Source organism: Bacillus salitolerans, assembly GCF_042680805.1.
GTDB lineage: Bacteria > Bacillota > Bacilli > Bacillales > SA4 > Bacillus_CJ > Bacillus_CJ salitolerans.
The window spans coordinates 1-25,480 of the sequence record NZ_JBHUEM010000009.1; the positions used below are offsets into that span (position 1 = coordinate 1).

Annotated in this window: 27 protein-coding genes, 1 tRNA gene and 1 riboswitch; of the genes, 8 read left to right on the top strand and 20 right to left on the bottom strand. The window is 36.1% G+C overall.

Translation table 11 applies throughout. The features are described from left to right. Positions 1-261: 261 nt before the first annotated feature. Positions 262-1,098, bottom strand: coding sequence for a lipoate--protein ligase family protein (locus tag ACFSCX_RS08040; RefSeq protein ID WP_377927675.1), 837 nt, complete (start codon positions 1,096-1,098; stop codon positions 262-264). Between the two features lie 143 nt (positions 1,099-1,241). On the opposite strand from ACFSCX_RS08040, the gene ACFSCX_RS08045 reads away from it, so the two are divergent. After that, entirely contained in the window at positions 1,242-1,619 is a 378-nt protein-coding gene (locus tag ACFSCX_RS08045; RefSeq protein WP_377927676.1) for a rhodanese-like domain-containing protein, read from the top strand. A 100-nt stretch (positions 1,620-1,719) separates the two neighbouring features. Beyond that, entirely contained in the window at positions 1,720-2,877 is a 1,158-nt protein-coding gene (locus ACFSCX_RS08050; RefSeq protein WP_377927677.1) for a histidine kinase N-terminal domain-containing protein, read from the top strand. Between the two features lie 426 nt (positions 2,878-3,303). Here the strand turns inward: ACFSCX_RS08050 and gcvPB are convergent, their stop codons facing one another. From gcvPB to gcvT, 3 genes are read right to left on the bottom strand one after another with little or no spacing between them, the layout of a single operon-like run. Beyond that, complete coding sequence (gcvPB, locus tag ACFSCX_RS08055; protein WP_377927678.1) at positions 3,304-4,761, bottom strand: aminomethyl-transferring glycine dehydrogenase subunit GcvPB; 1,458 nt, start codon at positions 4,759-4,761, stop codon at positions 3,304-3,306. Then, positions 4,754-6,100, bottom strand: a complete 1,347-nt coding sequence (gene gcvPA, locus ACFSCX_RS08060; protein WP_377927679.1) for an aminomethyl-transferring glycine dehydrogenase subunit GcvPA — start codon at positions 6,098-6,100, stop codon at positions 4,754-4,756. The genes gcvPB and gcvPA overlap by 8 nt, the downstream gene beginning before the upstream one ends. A 17-nt stretch (positions 6,101-6,117) precedes the next feature. Continuing rightward, on the bottom strand, positions 6,118-7,221 hold the full coding sequence (gene gcvT, locus ACFSCX_RS08065; protein WP_377927680.1) for a glycine cleavage system aminomethyltransferase GcvT: 1,104 nt from the start codon (positions 7,219-7,221) through the stop codon (positions 6,118-6,120). A gap of 207 nt (positions 7,222-7,428) precedes the next feature. Continuing rightward, positions 7,429-7,538, bottom strand: a riboswitch (glycine riboswitch). A gap of 174 nt (positions 7,539-7,712) precedes the next feature. Between gcvT and ACFSCX_RS08070 the strand changes: the two genes are divergently transcribed. Continuing rightward, positions 7,713-9,395, top strand: coding sequence for a DEAD/DEAH box helicase (locus tag ACFSCX_RS08070; RefSeq protein WP_377927681.1), 1,683 nt, complete (start codon positions 7,713-7,715; stop codon positions 9,393-9,395). Continuing rightward, positions 9,382-10,185 (top strand): YqhG family protein, encoded by an 804-nt coding sequence (locus ACFSCX_RS08075; RefSeq protein WP_377927682.1) that lies wholly within the window; start codon positions 9,382-9,384, stop codon positions 10,183-10,185. Before ACFSCX_RS08070 ends, ACFSCX_RS08075 begins: the two co-directional genes overlap by 14 nt. 30 nt (positions 10,186-10,215) lie before the next feature. On the opposite strand, the gene ACFSCX_RS08080 is transcribed toward ACFSCX_RS08075, so the two are convergent. The 9 genes from ACFSCX_RS08080 to comGA all read right to left on the bottom strand — a co-directional run bounded on the left by ACFSCX_RS08080 (position 10,216) and on the right by comGA (position 15,081). After that, entirely contained in the window at positions 10,216-10,398 is a 183-nt protein-coding gene (locus ACFSCX_RS08080) for a YqzE family protein (RefSeq protein ID WP_377927683.1), read from the bottom strand. Positions 10,399-10,445: 47 nt separating this feature from the next. Further along, on the bottom strand, positions 10,446-10,943 hold the full coding sequence (locus ACFSCX_RS08085; protein WP_377927684.1) for a shikimate kinase: 498 nt from the start codon (positions 10,941-10,943) through the stop codon (positions 10,446-10,448). A 167-nt stretch (positions 10,944-11,110) separates the two neighbouring features. Then, on the bottom strand, positions 11,111-11,485 hold the full coding sequence (gene comGG, locus ACFSCX_RS08090) for a competence type IV pilus minor pilin ComGG (protein ID WP_377927685.1): 375 nt from the start codon (positions 11,483-11,485) through the stop codon (positions 11,111-11,113). Then, positions 11,478-11,918: a competence type IV pilus minor pilin ComGF gene (gene comGF / locus ACFSCX_RS08095; RefSeq protein WP_377927686.1), complete on the bottom strand. Its 441-nt coding sequence runs from the start codon at positions 11,916-11,918 to the stop codon at positions 11,478-11,480. Before comGF ends, comGG begins: the two co-directional genes overlap by 8 nt. Then, the gene (locus tag ACFSCX_RS08100) at positions 11,915-12,250 is read right to left on the bottom strand and encodes a hypothetical protein (protein WP_377927687.1); all 336 of its coding nucleotides are present in this window, start codon (positions 12,248-12,250) and stop codon (positions 11,915-11,917) included. Before ACFSCX_RS08100 ends, comGF begins: the two co-directional genes overlap by 4 nt. Further along, positions 12,237-12,677 (bottom strand): competence type IV pilus minor pilin ComGD, encoded by a 441-nt coding sequence (comGD, locus tag ACFSCX_RS08105; RefSeq protein ID WP_377927688.1) that lies wholly within the window; start codon positions 12,675-12,677, stop codon positions 12,237-12,239. The genes ACFSCX_RS08100 and comGD overlap by 14 nt, the downstream gene beginning before the upstream one ends. 1 nt (position 12,678) lies before the next feature. Then, positions 12,679-12,975: a competence type IV pilus major pilin ComGC gene (gene comGC, locus ACFSCX_RS08110; RefSeq protein ID WP_377927689.1), complete on the bottom strand. Its 297-nt coding sequence runs from the start codon at positions 12,973-12,975 to the stop codon at positions 12,679-12,681. Between the two features lie 17 nt (positions 12,976-12,992). Next, positions 12,993-14,030, bottom strand: a complete 1,038-nt coding sequence (comGB, locus tag ACFSCX_RS08115; RefSeq protein ID WP_377927690.1) for a competence type IV pilus assembly protein ComGB — start codon at positions 14,028-14,030, stop codon at positions 12,993-12,995. Next, a complete protein-coding gene (gene comGA, locus ACFSCX_RS08120; protein ID WP_377927691.1) occupies positions 14,008-15,081 on the bottom strand; it encodes a competence type IV pilus ATPase ComGA in 1,074 nt (357 codons plus the stop codon). The genes comGB and comGA overlap by 23 nt, the downstream gene beginning before the upstream one ends. 162 nt (positions 15,082-15,243) lie before the next feature. Between comGA and ACFSCX_RS08125 the strand changes: the two genes are divergently transcribed. Both ACFSCX_RS08125 and ACFSCX_RS08130 read left to right on the top strand, forming a co-directional pair. After that, a tRNA-Gln gene (locus ACFSCX_RS08125) sits at positions 15,244-15,315 on the top strand. A 224-nt stretch (positions 15,316-15,539) separates the two neighbouring features. Next, the gene (locus ACFSCX_RS08130) at positions 15,540-15,785 is read left to right on the top strand and encodes a DUF2626 domain-containing protein (RefSeq protein ID WP_377927692.1); all 246 of its coding nucleotides are present in this window, start codon (positions 15,540-15,542) and stop codon (positions 15,783-15,785) included. Between the two features lie 43 nt (positions 15,786-15,828). Here the strand turns inward: ACFSCX_RS08130 and ACFSCX_RS08135 are convergent, their stop codons facing one another. Together ACFSCX_RS08135 and ACFSCX_RS08140 are read right to left on the bottom strand one after the other, a co-directional pair. Next, positions 15,829-16,932, bottom strand: a complete 1,104-nt coding sequence (locus tag ACFSCX_RS08135; protein ID WP_377927693.1) for a class I SAM-dependent methyltransferase — start codon at positions 16,930-16,932, stop codon at positions 15,829-15,831. An 11-nt stretch (positions 16,933-16,943) separates the two neighbouring features. Further along, complete coding sequence (locus ACFSCX_RS08140; protein WP_377927694.1) at positions 16,944-17,579, bottom strand: MBL fold metallo-hydrolase; 636 nt, start codon at positions 17,577-17,579, stop codon at positions 16,944-16,946. A gap of 291 nt (positions 17,580-17,870) precedes the next feature. On the opposite strand from ACFSCX_RS08140, the gene ACFSCX_RS08145 reads away from it, so the two are divergent. Beyond that, positions 17,871-18,350 carry a hypothetical protein gene (locus ACFSCX_RS08145; protein ID WP_377927695.1) on the top strand — a complete coding sequence of 160 codons (480 nt, stop codon included), beginning with the start codon at positions 17,871-17,873 and terminating at the stop codon, positions 18,348-18,350. 105 nt (positions 18,351-18,455) lie between these two features. After that, positions 18,456-18,629, top strand: coding sequence for a DUF2759 domain-containing protein (locus tag ACFSCX_RS08150; RefSeq protein WP_377927696.1), 174 nt, complete (start codon positions 18,456-18,458; stop codon positions 18,627-18,629). A 380-nt stretch (positions 18,630-19,009) separates the two neighbouring features. Here the strand turns inward: ACFSCX_RS08150 and ACFSCX_RS08155 are convergent, their stop codons facing one another. The 5 genes from ACFSCX_RS08155 to ACFSCX_RS08175 form a co-directional block, all read right to left on the bottom strand. Next, positions 19,010-19,324, bottom strand: coding sequence for an MTH1187 family thiamine-binding protein (locus ACFSCX_RS08155; protein WP_377927697.1), 315 nt, complete (start codon positions 19,322-19,324; stop codon positions 19,010-19,012). A gap of 17 nt (positions 19,325-19,341) precedes the next feature. Beyond that, the gene (locus ACFSCX_RS08160; protein WP_377927698.1) at positions 19,342-20,475 is read right to left on the bottom strand and encodes a YqgU-like beta propeller domain-containing protein; all 1,134 of its coding nucleotides are present in this window, start codon (positions 20,473-20,475) and stop codon (positions 19,342-19,344) included. A 470-nt stretch (positions 20,476-20,945) separates the two neighbouring features. Continuing rightward, a complete protein-coding gene (locus ACFSCX_RS08165; protein WP_377927699.1) occupies positions 20,946-22,139 on the bottom strand; it encodes a M14 family metallopeptidase in 1,194 nt (397 codons plus the stop codon). A 166-nt stretch (positions 22,140-22,305) separates the two neighbouring features. Continuing rightward, positions 22,306-24,186: an LTA synthase family protein gene (locus tag ACFSCX_RS08170; protein ID WP_377927700.1), complete on the bottom strand. Its 1,881-nt coding sequence runs from the start codon at positions 24,184-24,186 to the stop codon at positions 22,306-22,308. Between the two features lie 324 nt (positions 24,187-24,510). Then, on the bottom strand, positions 24,511-25,479 hold the full coding sequence (locus ACFSCX_RS08175) for an ROK family glucokinase (RefSeq protein ID WP_377927701.1): 969 nt from the start codon (positions 25,477-25,479) through the stop codon (positions 24,511-24,513). Position 25,480: the final 1 nt, after the last annotated feature.

A 25,480-nucleotide genomic window follows, 5' to 3' on the forward strand; every position in this document is an offset into this window, starting at 1 on the left:
AGAGTAAAATAGTGGGGGCAATTTCCTCTTTATAAGAAAAAATGAAAAACTAAGATAAAAAGAGATATTTAAAGTAAGTGTCCTAAATAAGGGGGCCAACCCGCATTACTAAATTTAACAGCAACTTCTGAGTCTTTATCAGCAACTATCCAAATTCTATCATCAACTTCTACGATATCAGTAACTTATCTCGACTTTAAAATTTTTGTTCAATCGGGATTTGCAAAACAAAAAGCCGTTACATCACAACGGCTTTCTCTATCACCTTCTATAGTTCCATTCATCACTTTCATACTTTTCTTTTGCGATGCCTTCTACTTCACGGAGCTCCTCAGGTGTAAGTTCATAGGACTCCAAAGTTATATCCAGCCCTTTTTCAAAGCCTTTTTTGAAAGCTATCTTTGCTTCTTCAAGTGTCACTGGTCTATCACGTAAAGCGTTGATAGCGACTGCCTTGTTCTTAAAATTCTGTTGCATTCTTAACTTAACTCGCTCACTAGGATACTTAAATAAGCTAAATAATAAATCTTCGTCAAGATCTAGTAAAATAGAGCCGTGTTGTAGGATCACACCCTTTTGCCTTGTTTGAGCACTTCCTGCAACCTTTCTTCCCTCAACCACAAGCTCATACCAGGAAGGAGCATCAAAACAAACAGCCGATCTTGGATTTTTCAGACTTTCTTTCTCTTCTTCCGTTTTAGGTACAGCAAAGTAAGCATCGAGCCCAAGTGACTTGAAGCCTTCTAATATACCTTCAGAAATGACACGATACGCTTCCGTCACTGTCTGTGGCATTCCTTCATATTCTTCTGTCACGATGACACTATATGTTAGCTCTTTATCGTGTAAAACACCTCTTCCTCCTGTTGGTCTCCTAACAAATCCTAGATTATGTTCTTTTACAGCATCCATATTGATCTCTTTTTCAACTTTTTGAAAGTAACCGATTGATAATGTCGCTGGAGACCAACCATAGAAACGAATAGTAGGTGGAATAAGTCCTTTACTATGCCAATCCAACAATGCTTCATCTAATGCCATATTAAAGGCAGGAGAGCAGTTACCAGAATCAATAAATCGCCATTTGTTTTTTGCCATACTTTCAACCCTCTTTATTTCAATTTGCAGGTATAAGTCTATCAAATAATCGCAGGATGTCAAAAAGAAACACAAAGAATCCTTTGAAACTTTACCCATCGAACACTATAATAAAGAGGTAAAAAGAAAAAGGGGTCGATGTTATGTTAGAAGCTTTATTAATTTTACTAGGGGCTATCATCGCTTATTCAGTTTTCACATTTTTTTATCAACGAAAAATATTGAAAACTCTCACAGAAGAAGAGTTTCGTGAAGGATATAGAAAAGCGCAGCTGATTGATGTTCGTGAACCGAACGAATTTGAAGGTGGACATATTTTAGGAGCAAGAAACATTCCACTTTCACAACTAAGAATGCGTCATAAGGAAATCAGAGCAGATAAGCCAGTCTATTTATATTGCCAAAATGGAATTCGCTCAGGACGAGCGGCTGCGGTTCTTAGAAGAAAAGGTGTTAAAGATTTATACCAATTAAAAGGTGGTTACAAATTTTGGGGCGGTAAGATTAAAAAAGGAAAGTAATAAACCCTCACTTTCAGGGTTTATTTTTTTTTGTAAAAAAGGATTTTGTTTCTTTAAAGAGTATTATGTATATAAGATAGTTAGCTTGGAGGGGTGGAATTTGTCAACTGTTGAAGAAAAACTATGCTTATATTTAGAAAATAACTACGAAGATTTCATAGATAAATGGAGTAAAATTGTCATTATTTCGAGTGATGACCCCTATAAAGATGAAGTAAGACATAACGGCCGAAAAATGATTCAGTTAGTCATTAACTTTTTAAGACATGAATATAATCGCGACTTACTTAAAGAACTTGCTGATAAAGTAGCAATCGAAAGGTTTGGAGCAAAAGTAAACATCGGAGAGTTCATATACAATGTAAATATTGGAAGAAGTGAAATCTTTAAACACTTAAACGATTCTCAAATCCCTTTAGAGATGTTACAACCAACAATCAATAAAATCAATTCCTGCTTTGATCAATTTATTTATTTTGCTGTATTAAAGTACACAGAGCTAAAAGATAAAGATCTAGAAGAAAAGAATACCTTAATTGAGCACACTCATAAAGATCGCTTAACAATCCTTGGTCAAATGGCTTCTAGCTTTGTACATGAGTTTCGCAATCCTTTGACATCAATAACTGGATTTATCAAGCTTTTACAACAGGAAAATAAAGACCTCAAATACTTAGATATTATTTCACATGAATTAGAACAATTAAACTACCGAATCACTCAATTTTTATTAGTTTCAAAAAAAGAAATGATCGGTTCTTCAAAAAATACGTTTTCTCTACCATCTCTTTGTGATGAAGTAAAACAATTTCTTTATCCTAGCCTTGTAGCCTCTAATGTTCAAGTTGATTTACATATTGACCCTACAGTTCAACTATTTGGCTATCGGGAGGAAATTCGTCAGGTTATTCTAAATATCGTCATTAATTCGATTGATGCGCTTGAAAGTGTCAAGGAGGAGAGACATGTACTTATTAGCGCAGAAATCATCGCTCATCGTCAGTCGGTATCTATCAAAATCCAAAATAATGGTCCAATGATTCCCGAGGAGTATTTACAATCCATATTTGAGCCGTTTGTCACAAATAAGAAGCTTGGTACAGGGATAGGCTTATTTGTATGTAAACAGATTATAGAAAAACATGGTGGAAGTATCTCCTGTAAATCCTGTAATGAGCATACAACATTCGTCATTGAGCTCCCCTTATTAATAGATGCACCTACTTCAGATCGACAATTTGAGTCTAGAATGAATTAGAAAGACTATGCTAGTGAAAGGTCCTTGGACGAAAAACGATAGCATAGTCTTTCTAAGCGGTGTCCTTTTTGAAACAAAAAACACAAGCACGTAGTTCATTAATTCACGAAAAAACTTTATACTTTCCTGCATTAGCTTACAAAAGGCGCAAGCGCCCCGTTTAGCCTAAGGCAGAGCAAATGTTTTGTCATGAAAAAAACGGTGGTTTTCCCTTTTATTCATGACATGTTATTTGACCAAGGCAATAGTGATTTTTCTTTTTCTCTCGAGTAGGATGAAATGGCGAAGATCGTCGCCATTTCAGCTTGACTGGGTGCTGGAGCTGGATTTAGCCGTAACATTGTATTAACTAAACACTGGAAACTTATGCTTTCTTAACAAATAAAAAAGAACCTCATTCAGCTAGAATGAGGTTTTTATCATATCTTATCGTTCGAATTTTAATATTGGTTTTCTTGCAGCAGTCGTTTCGTCAAGACGCTTAACAACAGTATGGTGAGGTGCTTCTTGAACGATTTCAGGATTCTCTTCTGCTTCTTTTGCGATTTGAATCATTGTATCGATAAATTCGTCTAACGTTTCTTTTGACTCCGTTTCTGTTGGCTCAATCATAATCGCTTCTTCTACATTTAATGGGAAGTAGATAGTTGGCGGATGGTAGCCGAAATCAAGTAAACGCTTTGCGATGTCTAAAGTACGCACGCCTAATTTCTTTTGACGCTTACCAGATAGCACGAATTCATGCTTACAATGCTGCTTGTAAGGTAAATCATAATGTGGTTCAAGACGACGCATCATGTAATTCGCATTTAATACGGCATATTCCGTTACGGCCTTTAGTCCATCTGGTCCCATTGAACGAATATACGTATAGGCACGAACATTTATGCCAAAGTTACCGTAATAAGGCTTAACTCGACCAATCGAATGAGGGCGGTTGTAATCAAAACGGAATCCTTCTTCTGTCTTCACTAATACTGGTTTAGGTAAGTATGGAATTAAGTCCTTCTTCACCCCAACTGGACCTGAACCAGGACCACCACCACCGTGAGGACCTGTAAAGGTTTTATGCAAGTTTAAATGAACGACATCAAAGCCCATATCTCCAGGTCTTGCCTTACTTAACACGGCATTTAGATTCGCTCCATCATAGTACAGCTTCCCACCAGCATCATGGACAATTTTAGCCATTTCTAAGATACGCTCTTCAAAAAGTCCAAGTGTATTCGGGTTCGTTAACATTAATGCCGCAACATCCTTGTCAACAACTCGTTTTAAATCTTCAAGGTCAACTAAACCGTTTTCATCCGACTTTACGGTAACAGTCTCCAAACCAGCAACTGTAGCCGATGCTGGGTTTGTTCCATGGGCAGAATCTGGAACAATAACCTTTGTACGATTAAAGTCTCCATTTGCCTCATGATAAGCACGAATCATCATTAACCCGGTCCACTCACCGTGTGCACCTGCTGCAGGCTGAAGGGTAACCTCATCCATTCCAGTAATTTCAATTAGATGCTCTTGAAGATCGTACATAAGCTCCATCGCACCTTGTGCTGTTTCTTCTTCTTGTAATGGATGAACATGTGAAAACCCAGCGAATCTTGCTACATTTTCATTGATTTTCGGGTTATATTTCATCGTACAAGAACCAAGTGGATAGAAACCTGAGTCTACACCGTGATTTCTTCTTGATAATGCAGTATAGTGACGCATAATATCAAGCTCTGAAACCTCAGGTAATTCAGCATCCTCAGTGCGAAGATAGTCTGCTGGAATGACTTCTTCAAGTGAAATTTCCTCAACATCAAGTGCAGGAAGGCTATATCCAACACGACCTGTCTTGCTTAATTCAAATATAAGTGGTTGGTTTTCCTTATGCATGACAATCCCCCAATTCCTTTACAAACTGGTCAATTTCTTCTTTCGTGCGTAGCTCTGTTATAGCGATTAGCATATGGTTTTCTAAATCACTGTAATCTCTTGATAAATCATAACCACCAATAAAGCCTTTTTCTGCTAATTGGAGGTTTGCATTTTTTGCAGGAATTGGTAATTCAATCACAAACTCATTGAAGAAAGGTCCTGTATAAGCTATATTGAATCCTGCTTTTTCAAAAGCCTGTTTAGCATATTGGGCTTTTTGAATGTTTTGAGTAGCAATTTCCTTCACACCTTTTTTCCCAAGAGCCGTCATGGCAACAGAGGCAGCTAACGCATTAAGAGCCTGATTAGAACATATGTTAGATGTCGCTTTGTCTCGTCTAATGTGTTGTTCACGTGCTTGAAGAGTTAATACAAATCCTCGTTTACCATCTTCGTCGACCGTTTGACCAACAAGGCGTCCAGGAACTTTACGCATTAATTTTGTAGATACAGCAAAATATCCGCAGTGAGGTCCACCAAATTGTGTAGGGATACCAAATGGCTGTGCATCACCAGCTACAATATCTGCTCCAAACTTTCCAGGAGGAGTTAATGCTCCCAATGATAGTGGGTTACTTGAAACGACAAACATTCCCTTATGCTTATGAGCAATTACTTCAATGTCTTTTAATGGTTCGATTTGTCCGAAGAAATTTGGATATTGAACAATGACTGCCGCAACATCTTCATCCATCTTTTCCTTCAAAACCTCTAGATCAGTAACACCGTTTTTGGTTGGAATTTCGACCACTTCTAATCGCTGCCCACTTGCATATGTTTGTAGAACTGCTCTTGACTCTGGATGAACAGCAGCAGATACTAGGATTTTATTATTTCTTGTATGTCCAGCGCTTAAGGTAGCAGCCTCTGCTAAAGCAGTACCTCCATCATACATTGATGAATTCGCTACATCCATACCCGTTAGCTCACAAATCATCGTCTGAAATTCAAAAATAGCTTGAAGCTCACCTTGTGAAATTTCCGGTTGGTATGGTGTATAGGCTGTGTAAAATTCTGAACGTGAAATAACATGGTCAACAATTACAGGGATATAATGATCATAAACACCCGCTCCTAAGAACGATGGGTTTTCTTTAATATTCTTACTTTTACTTGCTAACTCTGAAAGCTCCTTCATTAAAGCTGTTTCCGATTTAGCCGGCTTTATGTTGTATTCACCTTGAAAGCGAACGCTTTCCGGAATATCTTGAAACAGTTCATCAACTGAATCAACGCCAATCGTTTTTAACATTTCCTGCTTATCTTGCTCAGTCATCGGTAAATATCGATGTAACATGCCTTGTGCCCCTTCCATTATTTTTTAGGTCGTTTATAAAATGGTGTAGAAACAATCTTTGCTTTTAAACGCTTGGAACGAATTTGTACTTCTACCTCTTGATCAAGTTGTGTGAATTCTGTTTTTAATAAGGCAAGACCTATATTTTTCTTTAAAGTTGGAGATTGAGTTCCCGTTGTTACAAACCCAATTATTTCTTCCCCTGCAAATACCTCATAGCCGTGACGTGGAATTCCTTTATCAATCATTTCGATACCCACTAGCTTACGAGATAAACCTTCTTCTTTCTGTTTGACAAGTACGTCTTTCCCTATAAAATCGGTTTCCTTTTGAAGCTTTACTGCAAAGCCAATTCCCGCTTCTAATGGACTAATATCCTTCGTAAGCTCCTGCCCGTAAAGTGCTAGATTGGCTTCAAAACGAAGAGTGTCGCGTGCACCAAGTCCACACGGTAACACTCCATCGGCTTTACCAGCCTCTAGAATTTGAGACCATAAGCCTCTAGCATCATCTTTTTGACAATATATTTCAAAGCCGTCCTCACCTGTATAACCAGTTCGTGATACAAGGGCCTTCATGCCATTTAGATCAACCTGATCTTTAAAAGCAAAGAAACCGATTTCATTTAATGGTGTAGATGTAAGCTTTTGAAGTATTTTTTCAGCTAGAGGACCTTGAATAGCTACTTGAGCAATTTCATCTGACATGTTTGTTAATTCTACATCTCCAGAAAGATGTGATTGTAGCCAATCAAAATCTTTATCAATATTGGAAGCATTCACGACAAGCAAATAGTCATTTTCTGCTCTTTTATAAACTAGTAAATCATCTACAGTTCCACCATTTTCATAGCACATAGCTGTGTATTGAGCCTTGCCATCTACAAGCTTGGAAACATCATTTGTCATCATTTTTTGCAAGAACGCTAGCGCTTCTGAACCCTTTACTTCGAATTCACCCATATGAGAGACATCAAATAGGCCAGCCCGCTCACGAACTGCTTCATGTTCCTCTTTAATACTTGAAAATTGTACTGGTAAATCCCATCCACCAAAGTCAATGGTTTTAGCCCCATGCTCAGCATAACTATCATATAAAGGTGTTCGTTTTAACTGAGTCATCCTTCTCCTCCTTTTATGTAACAAGATCATCCTTTTTTTAGCCATAAAACAGTAACATCATCTATAAACTGCCCTAAAAACACGAAAAAGGACAGAAAAAATCCAAGAAAAATGGATAATCTCTGTCCTGGCACCTGAAAGTTTTGCTTTTCGCATTTCCTCTTTGGTGGTTCATTCCTAAACATACATGAACACTCTCCAGAGTAGCGTCAAACAAGAGTCTTTTTGCCTGAGAGATTCACGAAAAAATCGCTTGCTCCTTCGGCGCTACTTAACTAACAAGACTAGTTCCTAGTAGTCTCTCCTCTTGTTCTCATTCGCTTATATATAATTTTGCTAATTTATGGCTATACTATTTGAACAGTGAAACGTTTTAATGCTTTTCAAAACTATCCTTATCCTATCATTAAACCATCTTTTTCGGCAATATACTTCTATGTCTTTTCATGATTAATTCCAAGAAAAATATATAGAGAGAGGAGTGACTTCAGATGCAGCAAGTTAATATCCTATTTGATGAGACATGGGAAGAGGAATTTCATAAGCGCTTCGAAGATGATGGACCATGGTCTCATTGGGATCTATATAAGCTCGCGTACGAAATCGAACAGCATCTTGCCATTCCAGAATTTGAGGGTCTTCAAGCTCCAAATTTTTTACCAAATCTACAGCCTTTACCTCATCAGCTCGAGGTAGCAAAGAATGTTGTGGAGAAAATGAACGGGAAAGCCATCTTAGCAGACGAAGTCGGACTAGGAAAAACGATAGAAGCCGGTTTAATTTTAAAAGAGTATATGATTCGAGGATTAGTAAAAAAGGTATTGATTTTAGTGCCTGCCTCCCTTGTATCTCAGTGGGTTACAGAACTAAACCAGAAATTCTTTATCCCAGCAATAGGACAAAAGAAAAGCTATGTTTGGGAACAATGTGACGTTGTCGTTTCTTCAATCGATACAGCAAAAAGACAGCCTCACCGCGACATTATTTTGGAACAGGATTATGATCTAATCATCATCGATGAGGCTCACAAACTTAAAAATAACAAAACAAAAAACTATGAATTTGTCCAATCTTTAAAAAAGAAGTTTTGTTTACTGTTAACTGCTACGCCTATCCAAAACAGGATTGAAGAAATTTTCAACCTCGTTTCCTTATTGAAGCCAGGACATCTCGGGAATCAAACAAACTTTGAAGAATCCTTTAATGCAAAGGAACGTTCACTAGACAATGATGAACATTTAAAGGAGCTTGTCAACAAGGTTATGATTCGAAACAGACGTGGAGACACAGGAATCGATTGGCCAAAACGACATGTTAAAACCGTCCCCATTGAATTCTCTAGTGAAGAATGGGATTTATACCATTCGATTCAGTCATTTAAACAACAAAGTAAAGGAACTCTTGGAAGTCAATTCTCACTAATCACACTTCAACGGGAAGCATGTAGTAGCAGAGAGGCTGTTTATTACACATTACAAAATATGTTAACTAAGCATGAAGAAAGTGAATATGTTCAAAATATTGTATTTGAATTAATGAAAAAAATCGAGGCTGTTACGTCTAATTCAAAGGCTGAGAAGGTTGTTGAATTAGTCAAAGAAATTAATGGAAAAGTTATTGTTTTTACAGAGTATCGAGCCACACAATTATATCTTCAGTGGTATTTGAAACAACACGGCATTACTTCCGTGCCATTCCGAGGCGGGTTTAAACGCGGGAAAAAGGATTGGATGAAGGAGCTCTTTAAAAATCACGCTCAAGTGTTGATTGCGACTGAAGCTGGCGGGGAAGGAATTAATCTTCAGTTTTGCCAACATATTATCAATTACGATCTACCATGGAATCCTATGCGACTTGAACAAAGAATTGGACGTATTCATCGCCTTGGTCAAGAACATGATGTTCATATTTACAATTTTGCCATTAAGGATACTGTTGAAGAACATATTTTAAAGCTTCTTTATGAAAAGATACACCTTTTCGAAAGAGTCATCGGCCAATTAGATGACATCTTAACCAAACTTGAAATTGGAAATATTGAAGACCATATTACCGAAATATTAACTCACTCAAGGACAGACGGAGAGATTAAAATAAAAATGGAAAACCTAGCCTCATTTATAGATTTTGCGGGGCAAGATAGCGAAGAGGATGAACAACATGCAGCAACGTGATATTCACCGATTTTTAGAACGATACTTTACCGCTAATGAGTGTGAGATAGTAGAAAATGCAGCTGGATATATGAATGTTCAGCTTACCATTGAACTAGACAAGCAATTAATGAACCGTCCGTTTTATTGGCACTACTTAGAGAAAACAGGCGGAGTTCCAAACCCTATGCGATTAACACTGATCACAAATAAAGAAAAGGCTCCGGAAGACTTAAAGGGTGAGGTTGTTCATTTTGGCTCACCTCGATTACATCAAATTTTTCAATCTACAAATAATCTTGGTGGCTTCATTCGATTATATGAAAATGTTAGGCAGACCTCCGCTGGTGGTCAAGCACCCTTGCATCCATGGCTAGGAATGAATTTCAAAATCTCCTATCAATGTGATCGCACACGAGATGTCATTCTTTCTGTTGGGTTAAATCTTATCAATGGGATGATTATTGATCACTTCCAAGAACGGCTAGAGGCACTTATCCTCACACCTAAGATTCCTGATTATTGTTTTACGTTGTCCCCTATCATCAAGCCAAAAAGTGGCGTGAACAGACTAAGACAAACAATCCAATCTATAATTGATAATGATGATCACTCGTGGGCCAACGAAGCGAGAGACAGGTGGCAAAAAGATTTGGACCTTTTAAATCATTTCTATGAGGATTTAGATGAAAAACCTGACTCATATAAAACCGAAAAACAAGCTTTAAAGGAACAGTATGAACCTAGGGTTAGAGTGTCGATTATCAATGGAGGTATTTTTTATCTAACTCAACAGTCTGTACAACACTAAAAGGCGAAAGCACAAAATGTGCTTCCGCCTTTATTTTTCCCTTTTTTTAAAAAACATCATAAAGCCAAACGGGACAACACCAAACCACCTACTCACTAAAGGCGTTTTACTAGATTTCCTTGCTCGTTTCACCTGTTTACGCTGATCTTTAGGACTATCTAAATAGGTGACAAGCTGTTGAGTTACAAATTTAAGTAAATCATTGAAAGACATATGTACCCACCTACTATTTTTTTACAATAATAGTGTAGCCACCTTATTTACTTTTTAACCCTACTTACAATCTCGTCAACAACTTCATCAACTGATTGGTTTGTTGTATGGATGACTATACTGCCCTCTTTATAAAGCTCTTGTCGACTTATATAGATCTTTTTTACAGCTTCCTTTTGTTGATTCAATACGAGAGGTCGTGTTTCGTCCTTCTCAAGACGAGACCACAGTTTATCAAATTCACATTGTAAATAAAACACAATGCCATTTTGTAGCATCCATTTACGGTTTTCCTCCCGTACCACCATTCCCCCGCCTGTTGTGACAATCATATCCTCCTTCGGAATAGTCTTTAGTATAGAGGTTTCTAGACTCCTAAAGTAATCCTCTCCATACTTTTCAAAAAGGGTTCGAACTGAAAGACCTTCCTTACGACTAATTTCTTCATCTGTATCCATAACCGGTAAATGTAATTTTGAAGAAAGCTGTTTTCCTATCGTTGTTTTTCCAGATCCCATAAACCCAGTTAAATATATTGATTTCATACGATTTCCACCTTACTTTTTTAATATCGTATCAAAAGTAAGAAATGAATGCACATTGCTTTAAGATATGTACCTTCTTTTCTTGTTTAATTCTTCTGGTACAATCTAGATTTCTTCACAGAGTTAAATGATGAATGTGAAATGAAATAAACATTTCATCATCGACATTATCTTTCGATCCAAGAAACAAATATCATCTTGTGCCTATCAAAAATGAGTTCCACCTTGCGCTTCCTATTTTCGGTCGTAGTATAAGTTAAATCTATTGTAACGAAATTTTCACCAGCTTCTGACATCTCATATTGAACGGTTCCCTCCTCGTAAAAAAGAACAGCTGACATTGAAAGAGTGTCATTTACGATTGTTTTCATTTCTACTAATGACTTTTGTAGCATCCTCTCTATTTTCATTATCTCTTCCTTTTCTTTATAGAATTTTAACCCTGTAACATATAAAGTAAGTTGATTGGATAAGAGGAGGAAAAGTAAAGTACAAATCATTAAAACAAATGGCAAGATATAACCTCTTTCTTTATCATTCACGATTGATCACATCCAGCCACCGATATATTGATACATGATAGGTTTCATCAGAAAGATCCGTAACATCAATCCTAATACTGTACTCTTCGTCTACTACTTGAAAATTCCTGATATTCTGAAGTACAATTTCATGCCCTTTGTTATTCACCTGTCTTAGTAAAGCTTGGTTATACATTTTATACGTCACGCTATTACCTGAAGTTGTAATCAATTCAATTGTGTTATCTGATATCACCATCTTCTTCGCCTCTCTAATTTCTATAGACAATTGCCTAGTGGCAACCTCCCATTCAAAAGGATGTAATATTGTTTTCTCGTTCGTCCATTTTTCAAATACTTGAATGATTAGCGGAAATAGAAATGCAATTGACAAATATATAATTAACACCAATAGCATTTCAAGTAAAGTGAATCCTCGTTCACACTTATTCATCGTATAATCGTTTCACATTCAAGATATTTATTATGTTCATTTTCCCAGCTAACACACCCTTCCCATTCTTGTGTCAGTATATTAGTTTGGTCAATCACTATTTGAAAACGAATACCATTATATCGATAGGATTTATTAAAGTATTGTTGGTTTCCTAAGCTAAACCGGAATAATTCATCATTGAGCTTCTCTATTAAATAGGCTCGTACCTCTATATTTTCTCTTTGACTAACAATGAAATATAGTTGAGGCATCACAAGGAGAATAACCGAAAACAGGAGAAAACTAGCTACAACCGATTCGAGTAAACTCACTCCCTTACAGTTTCTCAATATAGAATCTCCCCCTTCCTAATAGAAAGATCACTTTATATCTTTGATCATTGAAAATAACATACAGAGAGCCTGCTCGATTAATATTTCCGTTTGGGGTAAATGTAATAGGATTGGTCATTGTTAGTAGTTGAATCTTAATACGAGGATGAAAGGCTCTACTCATGATTAATTTACCAAATCCCTTTTCTCGAAGTTGGTAGAGATTGTTCGAATGTAAAAACATGATATCAACATAACTAGAATGACTTATCGCATATTCCTGAGCTAACCATATATCCTCTTGGAACTGCTTTAAAAAATGGTGGATAACCTGCTTTTCATACGTTGATTGTAGGCTGAAGTAGGTGGCTGTTGATAAAGTGAATACGATTGACAAAACGATAAGCATTTCAAGAAGTGTGAACCCATATTGATTATGTTTCAAACTATTCAATAACTCTCACTGTTCCATCAACATCCACTAATAGTTCATCACCATTTGGACAATTAGTTTTGGGGATATAACCTGAAGTTTCCAATTTGAGGATAGAGGGGATGGTATTTTCGTTATCCATTTTATATGCCTCCACTTGCGCTTGGACCATGTTCATATAAGCATCACACCCTTTTTTCCCAATTACTGCTTGATGCTTAGTTACATTAGGAATCGTGATCATGATTAATACAGATATCACCATTAGCACAATCATCATTTCAATTAACGTAAAGCCTTTTTGATTCATATTTTTATCACTCCTTACTATCCTTGTAGTAGCTTAAATATTGGTTGCATGATTGCTAAATACAAAAGCATAATAAACGAACCGATGAGTAGAAAAACAAGGGGCTGAACAACTGCCATTCTCCTCTGTAAAAAGCTTTGTAGTTTTTGAAAAGATAGCTTTGAATAGAAAAATAATTCTCTCGATAGGTCACCATTTTTCACTCCAAATTCAATTGATTTTGAAAGCTCCTCTTCAAAATACACTCGATTCCTAATTATTTCTGGTAAAGCTTCACCGTTTGTCAACTCAGCTTTCATTTGACTTGCTTCTATTTGAAATAACAAAAAATGCTGTTGTTTTTCAAAAACTGTTAACGATTCATAAATGGATAAACCTCCTTTAATTAACTGGCTTAGCTGAATTGCGAAATATTGGGAATAAAACATGCTAATGATGGGACCGTACAATGGGAGTGTACTTAGCCACTGAATTCGTTTTGTTAAAGGTGTTTTTTTGAATTGTAGCCAAAAGAGAATGAATAGGATGCCTAGGAGGATGGCGGAGAAAATCGTGAGAATGGGAAACCATTTCACAATTCCAAGTATCAAACCTAATAAAGGAGTTTCAGGGATGTTCATCGATTCAAACATACGTAAGAACTGAGGAAATAAAAAAAGATTACTTATCGTTAATAGGAAGAATGTAATACAGATAAGAATAATGGGGTATTGCATTATTTTCAAAAGCTGCTTTTGGTAAATAACTTTATGTTCTAACAGCTCACTTGCTTCTTTTAAGGCAAAACTGATATTGCCGTGGTTTTCTGCAAAGTATAAATAACCTAAAATATCACGGTGAAAACTTAATCTCACAAGTACCTCATGAAAGGTTGCCCCATCTCTCATTCCCTTGATTGCTTGATCTATTTGTCTTCTCTTCAAAGGGGGTAAATGAAGCGTAAGGAACATTAACCCTTCTAATAGTGGGTATCCCCGTTCTAATAATGTGCTTAATTGTTTCAATAATTTTGCTTGATCCTCGAGTTTCCATTTAGCTCGTAGTCGTTTTCTCAAGCTCCCACCCTTCCAAATCCTTTCTTGATAAATACCCTAATGCAATTCCTTTATTAACTAATTGAAAGAGAGTGGGATAAGAGTATGTGACGTCTTTCCCTTTCGCTTCATCGATAACACCTTTCAAACTTGTTCCAAATAATATCTCATATACACTTACCCGCCTATTTCCTTTCCATTTTCTACACAAAGCACTGCACTGTTCATTACAGAAGGGACATTTCACTTCAAATAGACGTTGTGCGGCCACTGCAATAACTGTCTGTTCTATCTCCTGGAGCGAAACGTTAAATTCTAGAAGCCGGTATATCGCTCCCTTCGTATCCTTTGTATGCATGGTTGAAAGTACTAAATGGCCAGTTAAAGCAGCGCGTATCGCAATTTTAGCTGTTTCCTCATCCCTAATTTCCCCCACCATGATAATGTCAGGGTCATGTCGTAAAATCGCTTTTAAGCCAGTTGAATATGTTATTCCAGCCTTTTCGTTCACTTGTACCTGTAAGAGATTTTCTGTAAATTTTTCAATCGGATCTTCTAGTGTAATGACATTGCGATGGGTCCTCTCAATCGAAGCGTGTAGTAGAGAATATAGTGTGGTTGTCTTACCTGAACCTGTTGGTCCTGTAAAAATAATCAAGCCATGGATTTGCGTCATAAAGGAAAGTAAAGTTTTAGTTGAGTTAGGAAATAAGGATAGTTCGGATAAAGGATAGGATTCATCTTGTGGGAGTAACCGAATGACTAGACTCTCATCATGGTGAGTTGGTAAGGTGGATAAGCGAAGATTAATAATGACTTGATTTACGGATATCATGAGAGATCCAGATTGCGGCCTTCGTTTTTCACCAATATCCATGGAGGCCAAAAATTTAAAGTGGGATAGTAGCTTTACCGCCAAGTCTTTTGGAATAGTCGTCTTTGTGAAGAGATGTGATCCAATTCTGTACTTAATGTGACATTCCGTTTTTTTAGGAATTAGATGGATATCTGTCACTCCTTTCTTTACTGCATCATGAATTAATCCCTCCGCATGATGTTCAACCATGCTCAATACGTTCACCTCTTTCATATTTTCTTATCTTATAAATTCAACGCCTATGAGGGAATTCCTCTTACATAACAGAAAAAAAATTTGTACGACCTCTGTTTGCTTAATACAGAAAATAAGTATATTACACTTATAGTTATCCATACTAGTAAGGAACTCCTATATTGGGCTATAGCCAAGTGGTAAGGCAACGGACTTTGACTCCGTCATGCGTTGGTTCGAATCCAGCTAGCCCAGTTCATAACCAAAAGGAGGAGTCTCGCATCTTCCAAATTGTTTTGTATTAATGCAATAGTTTCTAATTACATAGCCTATTTTTTTCTTTTGCCCAAACTAAGGTTAATCATAAAAATTAAATCTTCAAGATTACGACACAAACTTACCCCATCACATATTTACATTGATAAAATCGTCCATTATAATAGTAAAGTGATGGATAAGGGTATAAAGGAGGGATACATATGGATCGTATGTACCGTGTAATGGGCTTTTGGACTGGTATCTTCACCGTCATGTTCTATCTAGGTGATATGTATACAGCCTCATTACTTTTCTTAGGACAAACTGCATTTTTTGTATTTTTAGGCTATTTAAACCTATCAGAACGTATGTATATTTATATTTTCGGTGCTTACTTAACTGTTTTCTTTGTTGGTTTTACTTACTGGACAACATTTATGATGACTCCGGGTGTAGGTGGCCACTAATACGTAAAATAAAAAACGACGGATATGATTCGTCGTTTTTTATTTATGTTAAAAAGTCTTCAATTTTGATTCCTTTTGTCTGAAGAAGCACTCGAAATGATGAGCTTATTCCACCTTGCATAATAAGTGAGCGAATCGCTCGGTTTTTTTTGCTTACTTCAGAAAAAGGATCGTTATTTACATGGTCTTGCAAATAATGTAAAATACCAGATTCAATAAGAAATTCATCCTGCCTTACTAACCTTTGATCTGTAAATCCAGCCCACTCACCAGCTTTGATTAATTTGTCAAAGTGAATATGTGTTGTTAGATCCATCTCTCCTACATTCTTTAATGGATCTTCAATCATCTGATGTTTGTAATATCCACGTAGGCTTCCTTGACTATGAAACGGCAATCCCCATTCATGATCGCTATATCCATAATCAATTGTAATGACAAGACCTTCTTCAACCCAGCTACTTAATTCGAGAAATAAGAAATCCATTACAAGAGGGATCTCATATCTCTGTCCCTCCTTTAGTTCCACTCCATATTTCTCAACAAAGGATAAAATTTGATCATTACAAAGCGGAGTTACCATTTCTACAAGTTCAGCACCCACTCTCCCTATCATGATTTCATGAAAAGCACCATTTTGTTTCTTTATGACATGAACTGGAAGAGCATCAAAGAATTCATTGGAAAAAATAATCCCTTTGAACGTAGGAAAACATTCTTTTGCATCCTTTATTTGATTAAAAAGTTCCACATTATCAAACTCTTGTAGCTGCTCCTGAATTAATTCCTTATGAAATGGGCTTGCTTCTATCAAAATATACTTCCCCTTTATAAAAGTATCAGGAGATAACTCTTTCCATGTGTGCAGCACTTGTTTTGCAAACGTACCGTTCCCCCCTCCAATTTCTAAGATGATTGGAGGAACAAGACCCTTTTGAATAAGCTGAACGAGCTTCGTTCCAATAATTTCAGCGAATACATCGGAAACTGAGCTACTCGTATAAAAATCTCCACTCTTTCCTATTTTGGTTTGACCCTTCATGTAATACCCAGCGCTTGGGTGATATAATGCCAACTCCATGAAGTCTGCATAGGAAATACATCCACTCTCTGTATTTTCAATGGCCTGCAAAATCAGTTGTTTCATACGACCCATCATTAAAAACCATTTAAAAACGGATTTGAATCCATTTCTTGTTGAATCGTAGTCTCGCCGCCGTGTCCGGATAGGACAAGTGTTTCTTCCGGCAAGGTAAGTAGCTTATCATGAATACTCTTCATGAGAACATCGTAATTTCCACCTGGTAAATCTGTTCTTCCTATACTCCCTTCAAATAATGCATCACCGGAAAAAACTAGGTTTTCATCTTTAAAATAAATGGAAATACTTCCTGGTGAATGACCTGGGGTCTCGAATATTTCAAATGTAAAACTACCTATCGACATCAGTCCTTCAGAAGATATAATTTCTTCAGCTGGTTTTAAACGAATAGGCTCTCCAAATGGAAGATTAATGGATAAGTTTAGAGCAGGATCCATTAGCCAGCTTTGCTCTTTCTTGTGAATATAAACGGGAATTTCGTACATGTCCCTAACATCATCGACAGCACCTATATGATCATAATGAGCATGTGTTAGTAATATGGCAATCGGCTTTAGTTGGTTTTCCTTAATATACCCAAATACTTTGCTTGGTTCACTTCCTGGATCAATGATTAAACACTCTTTTTGTTGATTCGAAATTATGTAAGCATTTGTGCCAATCGGACCTAATGGCATTCTTCTCCACTTCACTTGAAATCCCTCCATTTACAAACTACTAGTCATTATTTTACACTAAAAAATAGGATGACGGAACAAAAGGCTCAGCGCGCCCCGTTTAACCTCGACAAGCAAATGTTACTTGAAGAGTAAAGAGTGCTTTTTCCTTTTACTCTTCAAGTAACATTTGACCACGAGAAGGGTGAAATTGCAAAGATTGACGCACTTTCATCTTGGTAGAGTGCTGGAGCAGAATACTTAGAACACGTAATTTGATAGTATAAAAACGTATTCTTATCCTAAAAAATAGAGGAATGATAATAAATGAAAAGTATATATGGAATTGAATTATTAGACGCAAGCTATGCCGATATCATTGAGCCCTTTCTTCCAATTACTCATTCCTTTTTAGGAAGCTTCTCTTCTATTTATTTGTTTAATTCTTACGAAGACATCTCTTACTTGCAAAATCAATTAGAGGAATATGAGATCATTGACAGTGTTCATCACTTATTAAAGCTTGAAAACGTAGAGTATTTTGAGGGTTCAGGTAGTTTAAATGATTATGGATTCAAGTTTCCTAATCAATCCTATTACGTAATCAGGAACATGGTTCGAGCGTTTTCCATTTTAAGTGGGGATGAGCAAGAAATTAAAATGGCTTTGTTACAATTTGATGAACATTTATTAGCAAAACAGGGTAAGTTATATGTAGTAGACGCTCATCATCAAGGTCTAATAGAAAAAATTGCAGAAGCCTACAATATAACGGTGTCCTTTTTAAACCTCGACAAAATGGTTTAAAACGATTAAAATAAGGTAGGATATATGTTACATATGCTAGAGGTATTAAAACTTAGGATAAAAAATAACCTCTCATGTAAAAATTAATAGAAGGGGGTATTATTCATGGGTTTAGTCATTATTTTCGCATTAGTTACGTTATTAGCAGTTGCAGGAACAGTTCGTTCCCTTCGTGAAAAAAATATGCTTGGTTTATTGTTTGCAGCAGGAACGCTTGTAGTATTTGGTTGGTTTACAATCATGACTTTAATCAATCATGGATTCCCAGTTGCTCATTAATTGACTACTATTAGCCCCTAAGTGTTTTTAATACTTTTAGGGACTTTTCAAATGCTATTATGGGGGAAAATGATAATCCCCCTATAAATGTAAAGCCATCAACTAAAGTTGATGGCTTTTATTTTTAAGAAAGTATAAGTTTCTGGTGGTTAGTTTATACAATGTTACGGCTAAATCCAGCTCTAGCGCCCAGCCAAGATGAAATGGCAACGATCTTTGCCATTTCATCCTACTCGAGAGAAAAAGAAAAATCACTTTTCCATAGTCAACTAACCTGTCATGAATATAAGGGTAAACCACCCTTTTTTTCATGACAGAACATTTGCTCTGCCTTAGGCTAAACGGGGCGCCCTGAGCCTTTTGTTCTTCTTATTCTTTTTTTACTTCTCCAATTCACGCCTTACACTGTCTAATTTATCATTCATCGTTACTTTTTTATCACGACGGTCATCAATTCTAATATTTGTTGCTACTCTCATAATTCCCTTCTTAAAAGGGGATTCATGAATTGCCTGAATGACCTCAAATAATACAGGAAGATTTCCTTCAATGATTGTACTCATAGGTGTTAATTGAAAAGTAATTAATCCTTGTTCTTCATACTTTTTAAGAATGCTCTGTATTTCTGCAACATAAGGACTTACACTTGGAGAACCAGTACCTGTTGGAATCACTGTAACGTCTACAATAGCCATAAATTATTCACCTCTAATTAAAATGATTGTTTTACGAAGAAATGTACAGTCCTATTCTTTATATCAAGAATTTCCTCAAATTGAAACCCTATAAGGCAAAGTTCCCCATCAGGAGAAATACTAATAGGTCGATTCTCCGTGTTTTTCAGTAATTGCGTTCCTTCTCCTGTTTCTGTTGAGAATTGTATAAACGATAATGATTCTGGCTCAGATCCGATTGCAGTTGGTTTAAATAAGTATAATTGTTTTGAACCTGAATGATAATCGAAATTAGGTACCCACCACCTATCAGAAAATGTATTAATCATAGGTAATGTAAATTCTTGGATGACCTTTAAGCTTTTTTGATCATATAATTGATAAATAGATTTCATCTGAGCGGATGTAACCGTAAGTAATATATCTTTAAATGATTGAAAAGCGAGAATTTGGTCAATCATTTTTTCTTCTTTTCCACTTTCTAAATCATACACGTATAAAGGAGCATTAAAACTTGTATTTTCTTCATCCCACTTCAAGTAAGCAACTTTTGTTGTATCGACCCATTGTATAAATGGCTGATTTACCTCTGGATTAGTAACTGTCTTCGTTTGCACACTTAACACATACGTTTCAAAAGACCAATCATCTAAAAAGCTCGTTACAAATAGCTCATGCTCGTTGAATGGATTCCAAACAAATTGAAGCTCAATTGAGCCAACTCCCCACTTTAAAGCTTCCTTACCTTTATGATCAAGTAGTACTAAATTTGCTTCATAGCTTGTAACAGCCGTATGTACAACAAAATATCTCCTACTAGGATTTGCTTGTAAAGTGATAATTTGATCTTTTGTTTCGTAAAACAATTCTGATTCACCATTGAATATATTATAACGATAGATCTTAGAGCCTTGGGTACCATTGGTAATATACAGGATGGTCTGGTTATCATACCAATCTGCAACAGAGTTAAAGTAATCTCCCTTTACTTGTAGAGGAATGATAGTCTTTTCACCAAAAAATTGTCCGGAAGGTTGCACTTTGTAGTCAAAGGTATACTCTTTCATCGGAGCAAGTGTATATCCATCTGTTTCAAAAGAATTACAAGCAGAAAGAATAGAAAAACTAGCACATATAATAAACCATACAAAGAAACGGATCAAAACACTCACCTCATTACTACCTATATTAATAAGACGATTCGGACTACAAAAAGTTTCAAATTTATTTTCTCATAACATCCTTCTTTATCTATAACCGATATTGTGACGCTTCAACCAGATAAATTTTTTTCTTATGAGCCGTATATGGTCTCCCTGATTTCAAAAAAAATGGCTACTTTTCTTCAATTCCTTGTAGTGTAGACATGTAGTAAGACCATTGATATACATTTTTCCATTCAATTTGTTAAAAATATAACATGTTTTTATTGAAAAAAAATAGATATACTCAGCTTTTTGTAATTTAACAGAAAACTTAAGAAAATTTATCAGTGACCTCATATATTTATCAGCAGCTTTTCATGTTATCGGAAACTTTCCACACGTTTTCGGCAACTCTTACTATTTTAACAGCCATATCATCTGTATGATCAGTAGCTACTAATCCTCTCAAAAAACAGCCGCGCTAATGGCGACTGTTTTTATATCATATATAAACTAGCTAGAAAAATACCGATAGACTGTTTATATATTTCATCAAACTGTGAGATTGGAAGAGGATTTACCCCTTCTCCTAATTCAACTGTATATCCTGGACGCCTGTAGGTTAAGATAAACCAATCCCTAAAACCAGCATGACTATCGATGTCTTTGACTGCTTTATATCCACTAACTCTCTCAAATTCGTTTACAATACTCTCGGCAATTGGCGGTTCGTGATTTAAGTACCCCCAATAGATTTCCTTTCCTTGTGTATGAAACGCAACGACCATTGAAAAATCACTAGTCTTTGTTAATTCGGCTATGGCAATAGACTCAGGTTCAGATAACGGTGCATCCCCTGGATAATCACGTGGTGCTGGTGACTTTGGTTCCTTTCGCCCTTTTTCAATCTCCCAATACGACGGATATTGATTATTTAGATCCACTCCCCGAATATTAGCTTTCCAATTTCTAAAATCATGACTTCCTCCATTGATTTCCAATACTTCTGAGTGATAAGCCGCTTTTTCAGGAAGACCGTTTAGAACAAGGTCAACTCCATCGGGATTTACCATGGGTACAATAGATAAGGTAACCTTATGGAAATAAGGCTCCATTTGATGCCCATTAATGGACCCAAAATTTGTTAATGCGAGAAGATAATCATTCACAAATTGCATGATTACAGAAGTAGTAATCCATTCATTTGCATGAAAAGACCCGTTAATATGAATATGTTTATCTCCGGTTCCAATTTTTATCTCGTATAGGTCTTTATTTAGCACCGATTTTCCAATTGAATGTACCTTTATGAAAGGGAACACTGTTCGAAGTCTTTGAATATCGGTGACAAGCGTTGGATAGTCATATTCCTGCTTTCCTTTTACAAGGCTATCGGTTACTCTTGTAGGGACAAAGATATGTTGCCCCGTTTGGAGTTCATTTGGATTAATCGTAGGATTTAATAAGATAAGCGCATCTAAAGAGGTATTGCGATTCTGCGCAATCGCTGCTAGATTATCACCAGCACTAATCACGTACTTATTCTTAACAAAACCAGGAATATAGACTTCACTGCCGATTTTAAGATTCATAGGATCAACATGATTCGATTGAATGAGTAAATACAGAGGAACCTCATATAACTGACTATAATAAAAAAGTGTATCCCCTTGTCTCACTGTAACTTTCATACTTTCCCTCCTTTAATCTTCATGCTGATTTAATGTATGAAATCAATTCAAAAAATATTAGTGTATACATTTTTGCCATGACAAAGGATGATAGTCCCTATTTTTGTGATGAAAGGAAATGTTCAAAGTATTGCTAAAAGCCCTGACGTTAATCAGGGCTTTTTCTTTAGTTATTACCTCGGTAGCTATTACCTTCATAGAAACGAAGTAAATCACCATATACAATTCGATCTGAGTAGTCTAGTTCCTGTTTTGCCTTATTCATGAATGGCTCACAGGAAGTGCCGTCAACTGCTTCACCTGTTGCTTTATCATAACATGTGCTCTTTGTGTATACAAAGTTGCTTGTAATAAAGCTACCATCACGAAGAACAGTTAAAGGTATTTTACCATTAGAGAATAAATCAGTTCCGAACTGGACATCATTTCTAGTATCAATACCTAGTAAATGAAGAATCGTCGGTTTAAGATCAATTTGTCCAGAAACGGTTGAAATTGTTTTTCCTTCCATGCCAGGAATGTGAATGATTAAAGGAACCTTTTGTAACTGTACTGTATCAAAAGGAGTAATTTCTTCTTTTCCTAAAAATTGAGCCATCGCTTTATTGTGGTTTTCAGAAATCCCATAGTGGTCACCGTAAATAATGATGATTGAATCCTCATACATTCCTTCAGCTTTCAGTCGTTCAATGAACAGCTTAATGGCTTCATCAGTGTAACGGACTGTTGGAAAATAACGATTTAGTGTTCGACTATTTGACGTATATTCATTAATTGATTTATCTTCCTCACCTAATTCAAATGGAAAATGATTCGTCAAGGTAATGAATTTCGCATAATATGGTTCAGGCAACGATTTTAAGTGGTTAATCGATTGTTCAAAAAAGTCTTTGTCTTTCAGTCCCCACCCAATTGAATTTTCTTCTGTAATCATGTAGTCATTTAACTCAAAGAAACGATCATATCCTAATGACTGATACATAATATCTCGATTCCAAAAGCTTTTATTATTGGCGTGAAGTACGGCTGAATAATAGCCATACTCTTTAATCATTTCAGGGGTAGCTGTAAATTCATTTGTACCATGTGTAAAAAATACAGCTCCTCGTCCCAATGGATAAAGGGAGTTATCAAGTAAAAATTCTGAATCTGATGTTTTACCTTGACCTGTCTGATGGTAAAAATTATCAAAGTAGAAGCTCTCTTGAATAAAGTCATTTAAAAATGGTGTTATTTCTTCACCATCAAGGGTTTCTCCAATAACAAAATTTTGGGTTGATTCCATTGAAATTAAAATAATATTTTTATCCTTAGCTACTCCAAACATTTCTTCATTCGGTTTACGATAATTTGATTTTAAATAGTTCTCAATTTCAATAAATTCACTACCATTTGCAAAAGCTCTTTGTGCCCTTGACTTTGATTGTAAAAACATATCATAAAGGTGAAAGTTGTAAGTTCCGATATTTTTCACTAATATTTCTCTGTCAAACGTTCTCGTTAACAATTGTGGACGTTCTACTTCAGCTAATCCTAAATTCACAACAGATAAAATAATCGCAATTAGAATATAACGAGCTTTTTGCCTTTTTGTAAGTTCCATTGATGTTGCAATTTGCCCTTTTTTCTTAGTTATCTTAAGAACAAGAGCTATAAATAATATATCCACAAAGAATAATAGGTCAGTGACTCTGATTAATTCGAATGCACTATTTCCTAAGTCACCCATATTACTTGTTTGAAAGAGGACAGGAATTGTCAAGAAATCGTTGAAAAAACGATAGTAAACAGCATTTGCATACAATACAAAGCTCGTTATGATACTAAATACGAACATTAGTCGGATCCTTCTCTTCTCTTTTACAACAAACAGGATTCCAAAAAAGAATAATAAAAAGCTTAACGGATTAATAAATAAAATAAACTCTTGCATCATCGATTCTATTTTAATATCAAAACTAGTTTTATAGACAATGTACGTTTTTAACCACAACATGACAACGGTTAAGAATAATGGCCATGTCTTTGCCAATGTTGATTTCACCATACGGTCATACCTCCAATTTTTTCTAGATGTGTAAGTCACTTATATTCAGAATATTACGTGTTTTTTTACATTTTATGGGTGTAGCTTAAGGTAAACAAAAATAATATTAATGTGTTTTTTACAAAAAAGCAATAAGATTTTAGTCTTACAAAGTTATAATAGAAGTTTAGTGAAAATTACTATTTTAGGAACCTAAACATATAGACGTTTACATAGGATGAAAAGTTTCATAAATTATATAATTTCCTTATTTTACAATAAAAAAACGAGTCTCATTTCCTAACTGAGACTCGTTTTTATTATGTTACAATACCATATTCAGTACTATTTTCCTAATTCGTTTTTGACTAACCAAGCTCCACCAATGACCCCTGCATCATTCCCTAAGATAGCTATTTTAATTTCTGCCCCTATACGAACTCTTGGAAATGTAAATTTTGAGAAATATTCTTTAACCGGTTGAAGTAATATTTCTCCAGCTTTGGACACGCCTCCGCCAATGACGATTTTTTCTGGATTGATACCGTTGGATAAGTTTGCAATGGCAAGACCTAAATGAAAAGCAATAGTATTAATCACGTCCTTTGCAACGGTATCATTATTTTTCACTGCTTCAAACACATCCTTTGCACTTAACAATCCGTTAGCTTCAAGAACTTTTGATAGCTCTGAACTTTGACCCTTTTGGATATACTCCAAAGCAATGCGAACAATTCCTGTTGCAGAAGCAATTGTTTCTAAACATCCTGTTTTACCGCAATTACAATGCGCTCCGCCTTCGGCAATAGAAGTTATGTGTCCGATTTCTCCTCCCGCACCATTGACACCATGAATTATTTGACCATTAGTAATAATACCACCTCCTACCCCTGTTCCAAGTGTTACACAAATTAAGTTGTCAGCACCTTCCCCGGCACCACGCCACATTTCTCCTAATGCGGCTAGATTCGCGTCATTGTCTACGAAAACAGGAAGGTCTGTTGCCTCTTCTAATAACCTCTTTAGGGGGTAGTTCTTCCATCCAATATTTACAGCTTCGTAAATTAATCCTTGTTCCATATTCACTGGTCCAGGAGCACCCATTCCAATTCCAAGAAGCTTTGTCTTTTTCAAGCCGATTTCTCTTAGCTTTTCATCAATAGCATCGTTTATATCTGAAACGATGTATGACCCCAGCTCATCCCTATTTGTCGGCACTTCCCACTTGTGAACTATTACGCCTTGTTCAGTAATAAATGCTAGCTTTATCGTGGTTCCACCTAAATCTACACCTACTAGTAAGTTTTCTTCCATC

Bases quoted from the DNA above. Each gene is read 5' to 3' on its own strand.
- ACFSCX_RS08040 (WP_377927675.1), bottom strand. From the start codon at position 1,098: ATGGCAAAAAACAAATGGCGATTTATTGATTCTGGTAACTGCTCTCCT.
- ACFSCX_RS08045 (WP_377927676.1), top strand. From the start codon at position 1,242: ATGTTAGAAGCTTTATTAATTTTACTAGGGGCTATCATCGCTTATTCA.
- gcvPA (WP_377927679.1), bottom strand. From the start codon at position 6,100: ATGTTACATCGATATTTACCGATGACTGAGCAAGATAAGCAGGAAATG.
- gcvT (WP_377927680.1), bottom strand. From the start codon at position 7,221: ATGACTCAGTTAAAACGAACACCTTTATATGATAGTTATGCTGAGCAT.
- ACFSCX_RS08135 (WP_377927693.1), bottom strand. From the start codon at position 16,932: ATGAAACAACTGATTTTGCAGGCCATTGAAAATACAGAGAGTGGATGT.
- ACFSCX_RS08175 (WP_377927701.1), bottom strand. From the start codon at position 25,479: ATGGAAGAAAACTTACTAGTAGGTGTAGATTTAGGTGGAACCACGATA.
- ACFSCX_RS08075 (WP_377927682.1), top strand. From the start codon at position 9,382: ATGCAGCAACGTGATATTCACCGATTTTTAGAACGATACTTTACCGCT.
- ACFSCX_RS08080 (WP_377927683.1), bottom strand. From the start codon at position 10,398: ATGTCTTTCAATGATTTACTTAAATTTGTAACTCAACAGCTTGTCACC.
- comGC (WP_377927689.1), bottom strand. From the start codon at position 12,975: ATGAATCAAAAAGGCTTTACGTTAATTGAAATGATGATTGTGCTAATG.
- ACFSCX_RS08170 (WP_377927700.1), bottom strand. From the start codon at position 24,186: ATGGTGAAATCAACATTGGCAAAGACATGGCCATTATTCTTAACCGTT.
- comGF (WP_377927686.1), bottom strand. From the start codon at position 11,918: ATGAATAAGTGTGAACGAGGATTCACTTTACTTGAAATGCTATTGGTG.
- ACFSCX_RS08150 (WP_377927696.1), top strand. From the start codon at position 18,456: ATGGGTTTAGTCATTATTTTCGCATTAGTTACGTTATTAGCAGTTGCA.
- ACFSCX_RS08145 (WP_377927695.1), top strand. From the start codon at position 17,871: ATGAAAAGTATATATGGAATTGAATTATTAGACGCAAGCTATGCCGAT.
- ACFSCX_RS08085 (WP_377927684.1), bottom strand. From the start codon at position 10,943: ATGAAATCAATATATTTAACTGGGTTTATGGGATCTGGAAAAACAACG.
- ACFSCX_RS08070 (WP_377927681.1), top strand. From the start codon at position 7,713: ATGCAGCAAGTTAATATCCTATTTGATGAGACATGGGAAGAGGAATTT.
- ACFSCX_RS08165 (WP_377927699.1), bottom strand. From the start codon at position 22,139: ATGAAAGTTACAGTGAGACAAGGGGATACACTTTTTTATTATAGTCAG.
- ACFSCX_RS08130 (WP_377927692.1), top strand. From the start codon at position 15,540: ATGGATCGTATGTACCGTGTAATGGGCTTTTGGACTGGTATCTTCACC.
- gcvPB (WP_377927678.1), bottom strand. From the start codon at position 4,761: ATGCATAAGGAAAACCAACCACTTATATTTGAATTAAGCAAGACAGGT.
- ACFSCX_RS08155 (WP_377927697.1), bottom strand. From the start codon at position 19,324: ATGGCTATTGTAGACGTTACAGTGATTCCAACAGGTACTGGTTCTCCA.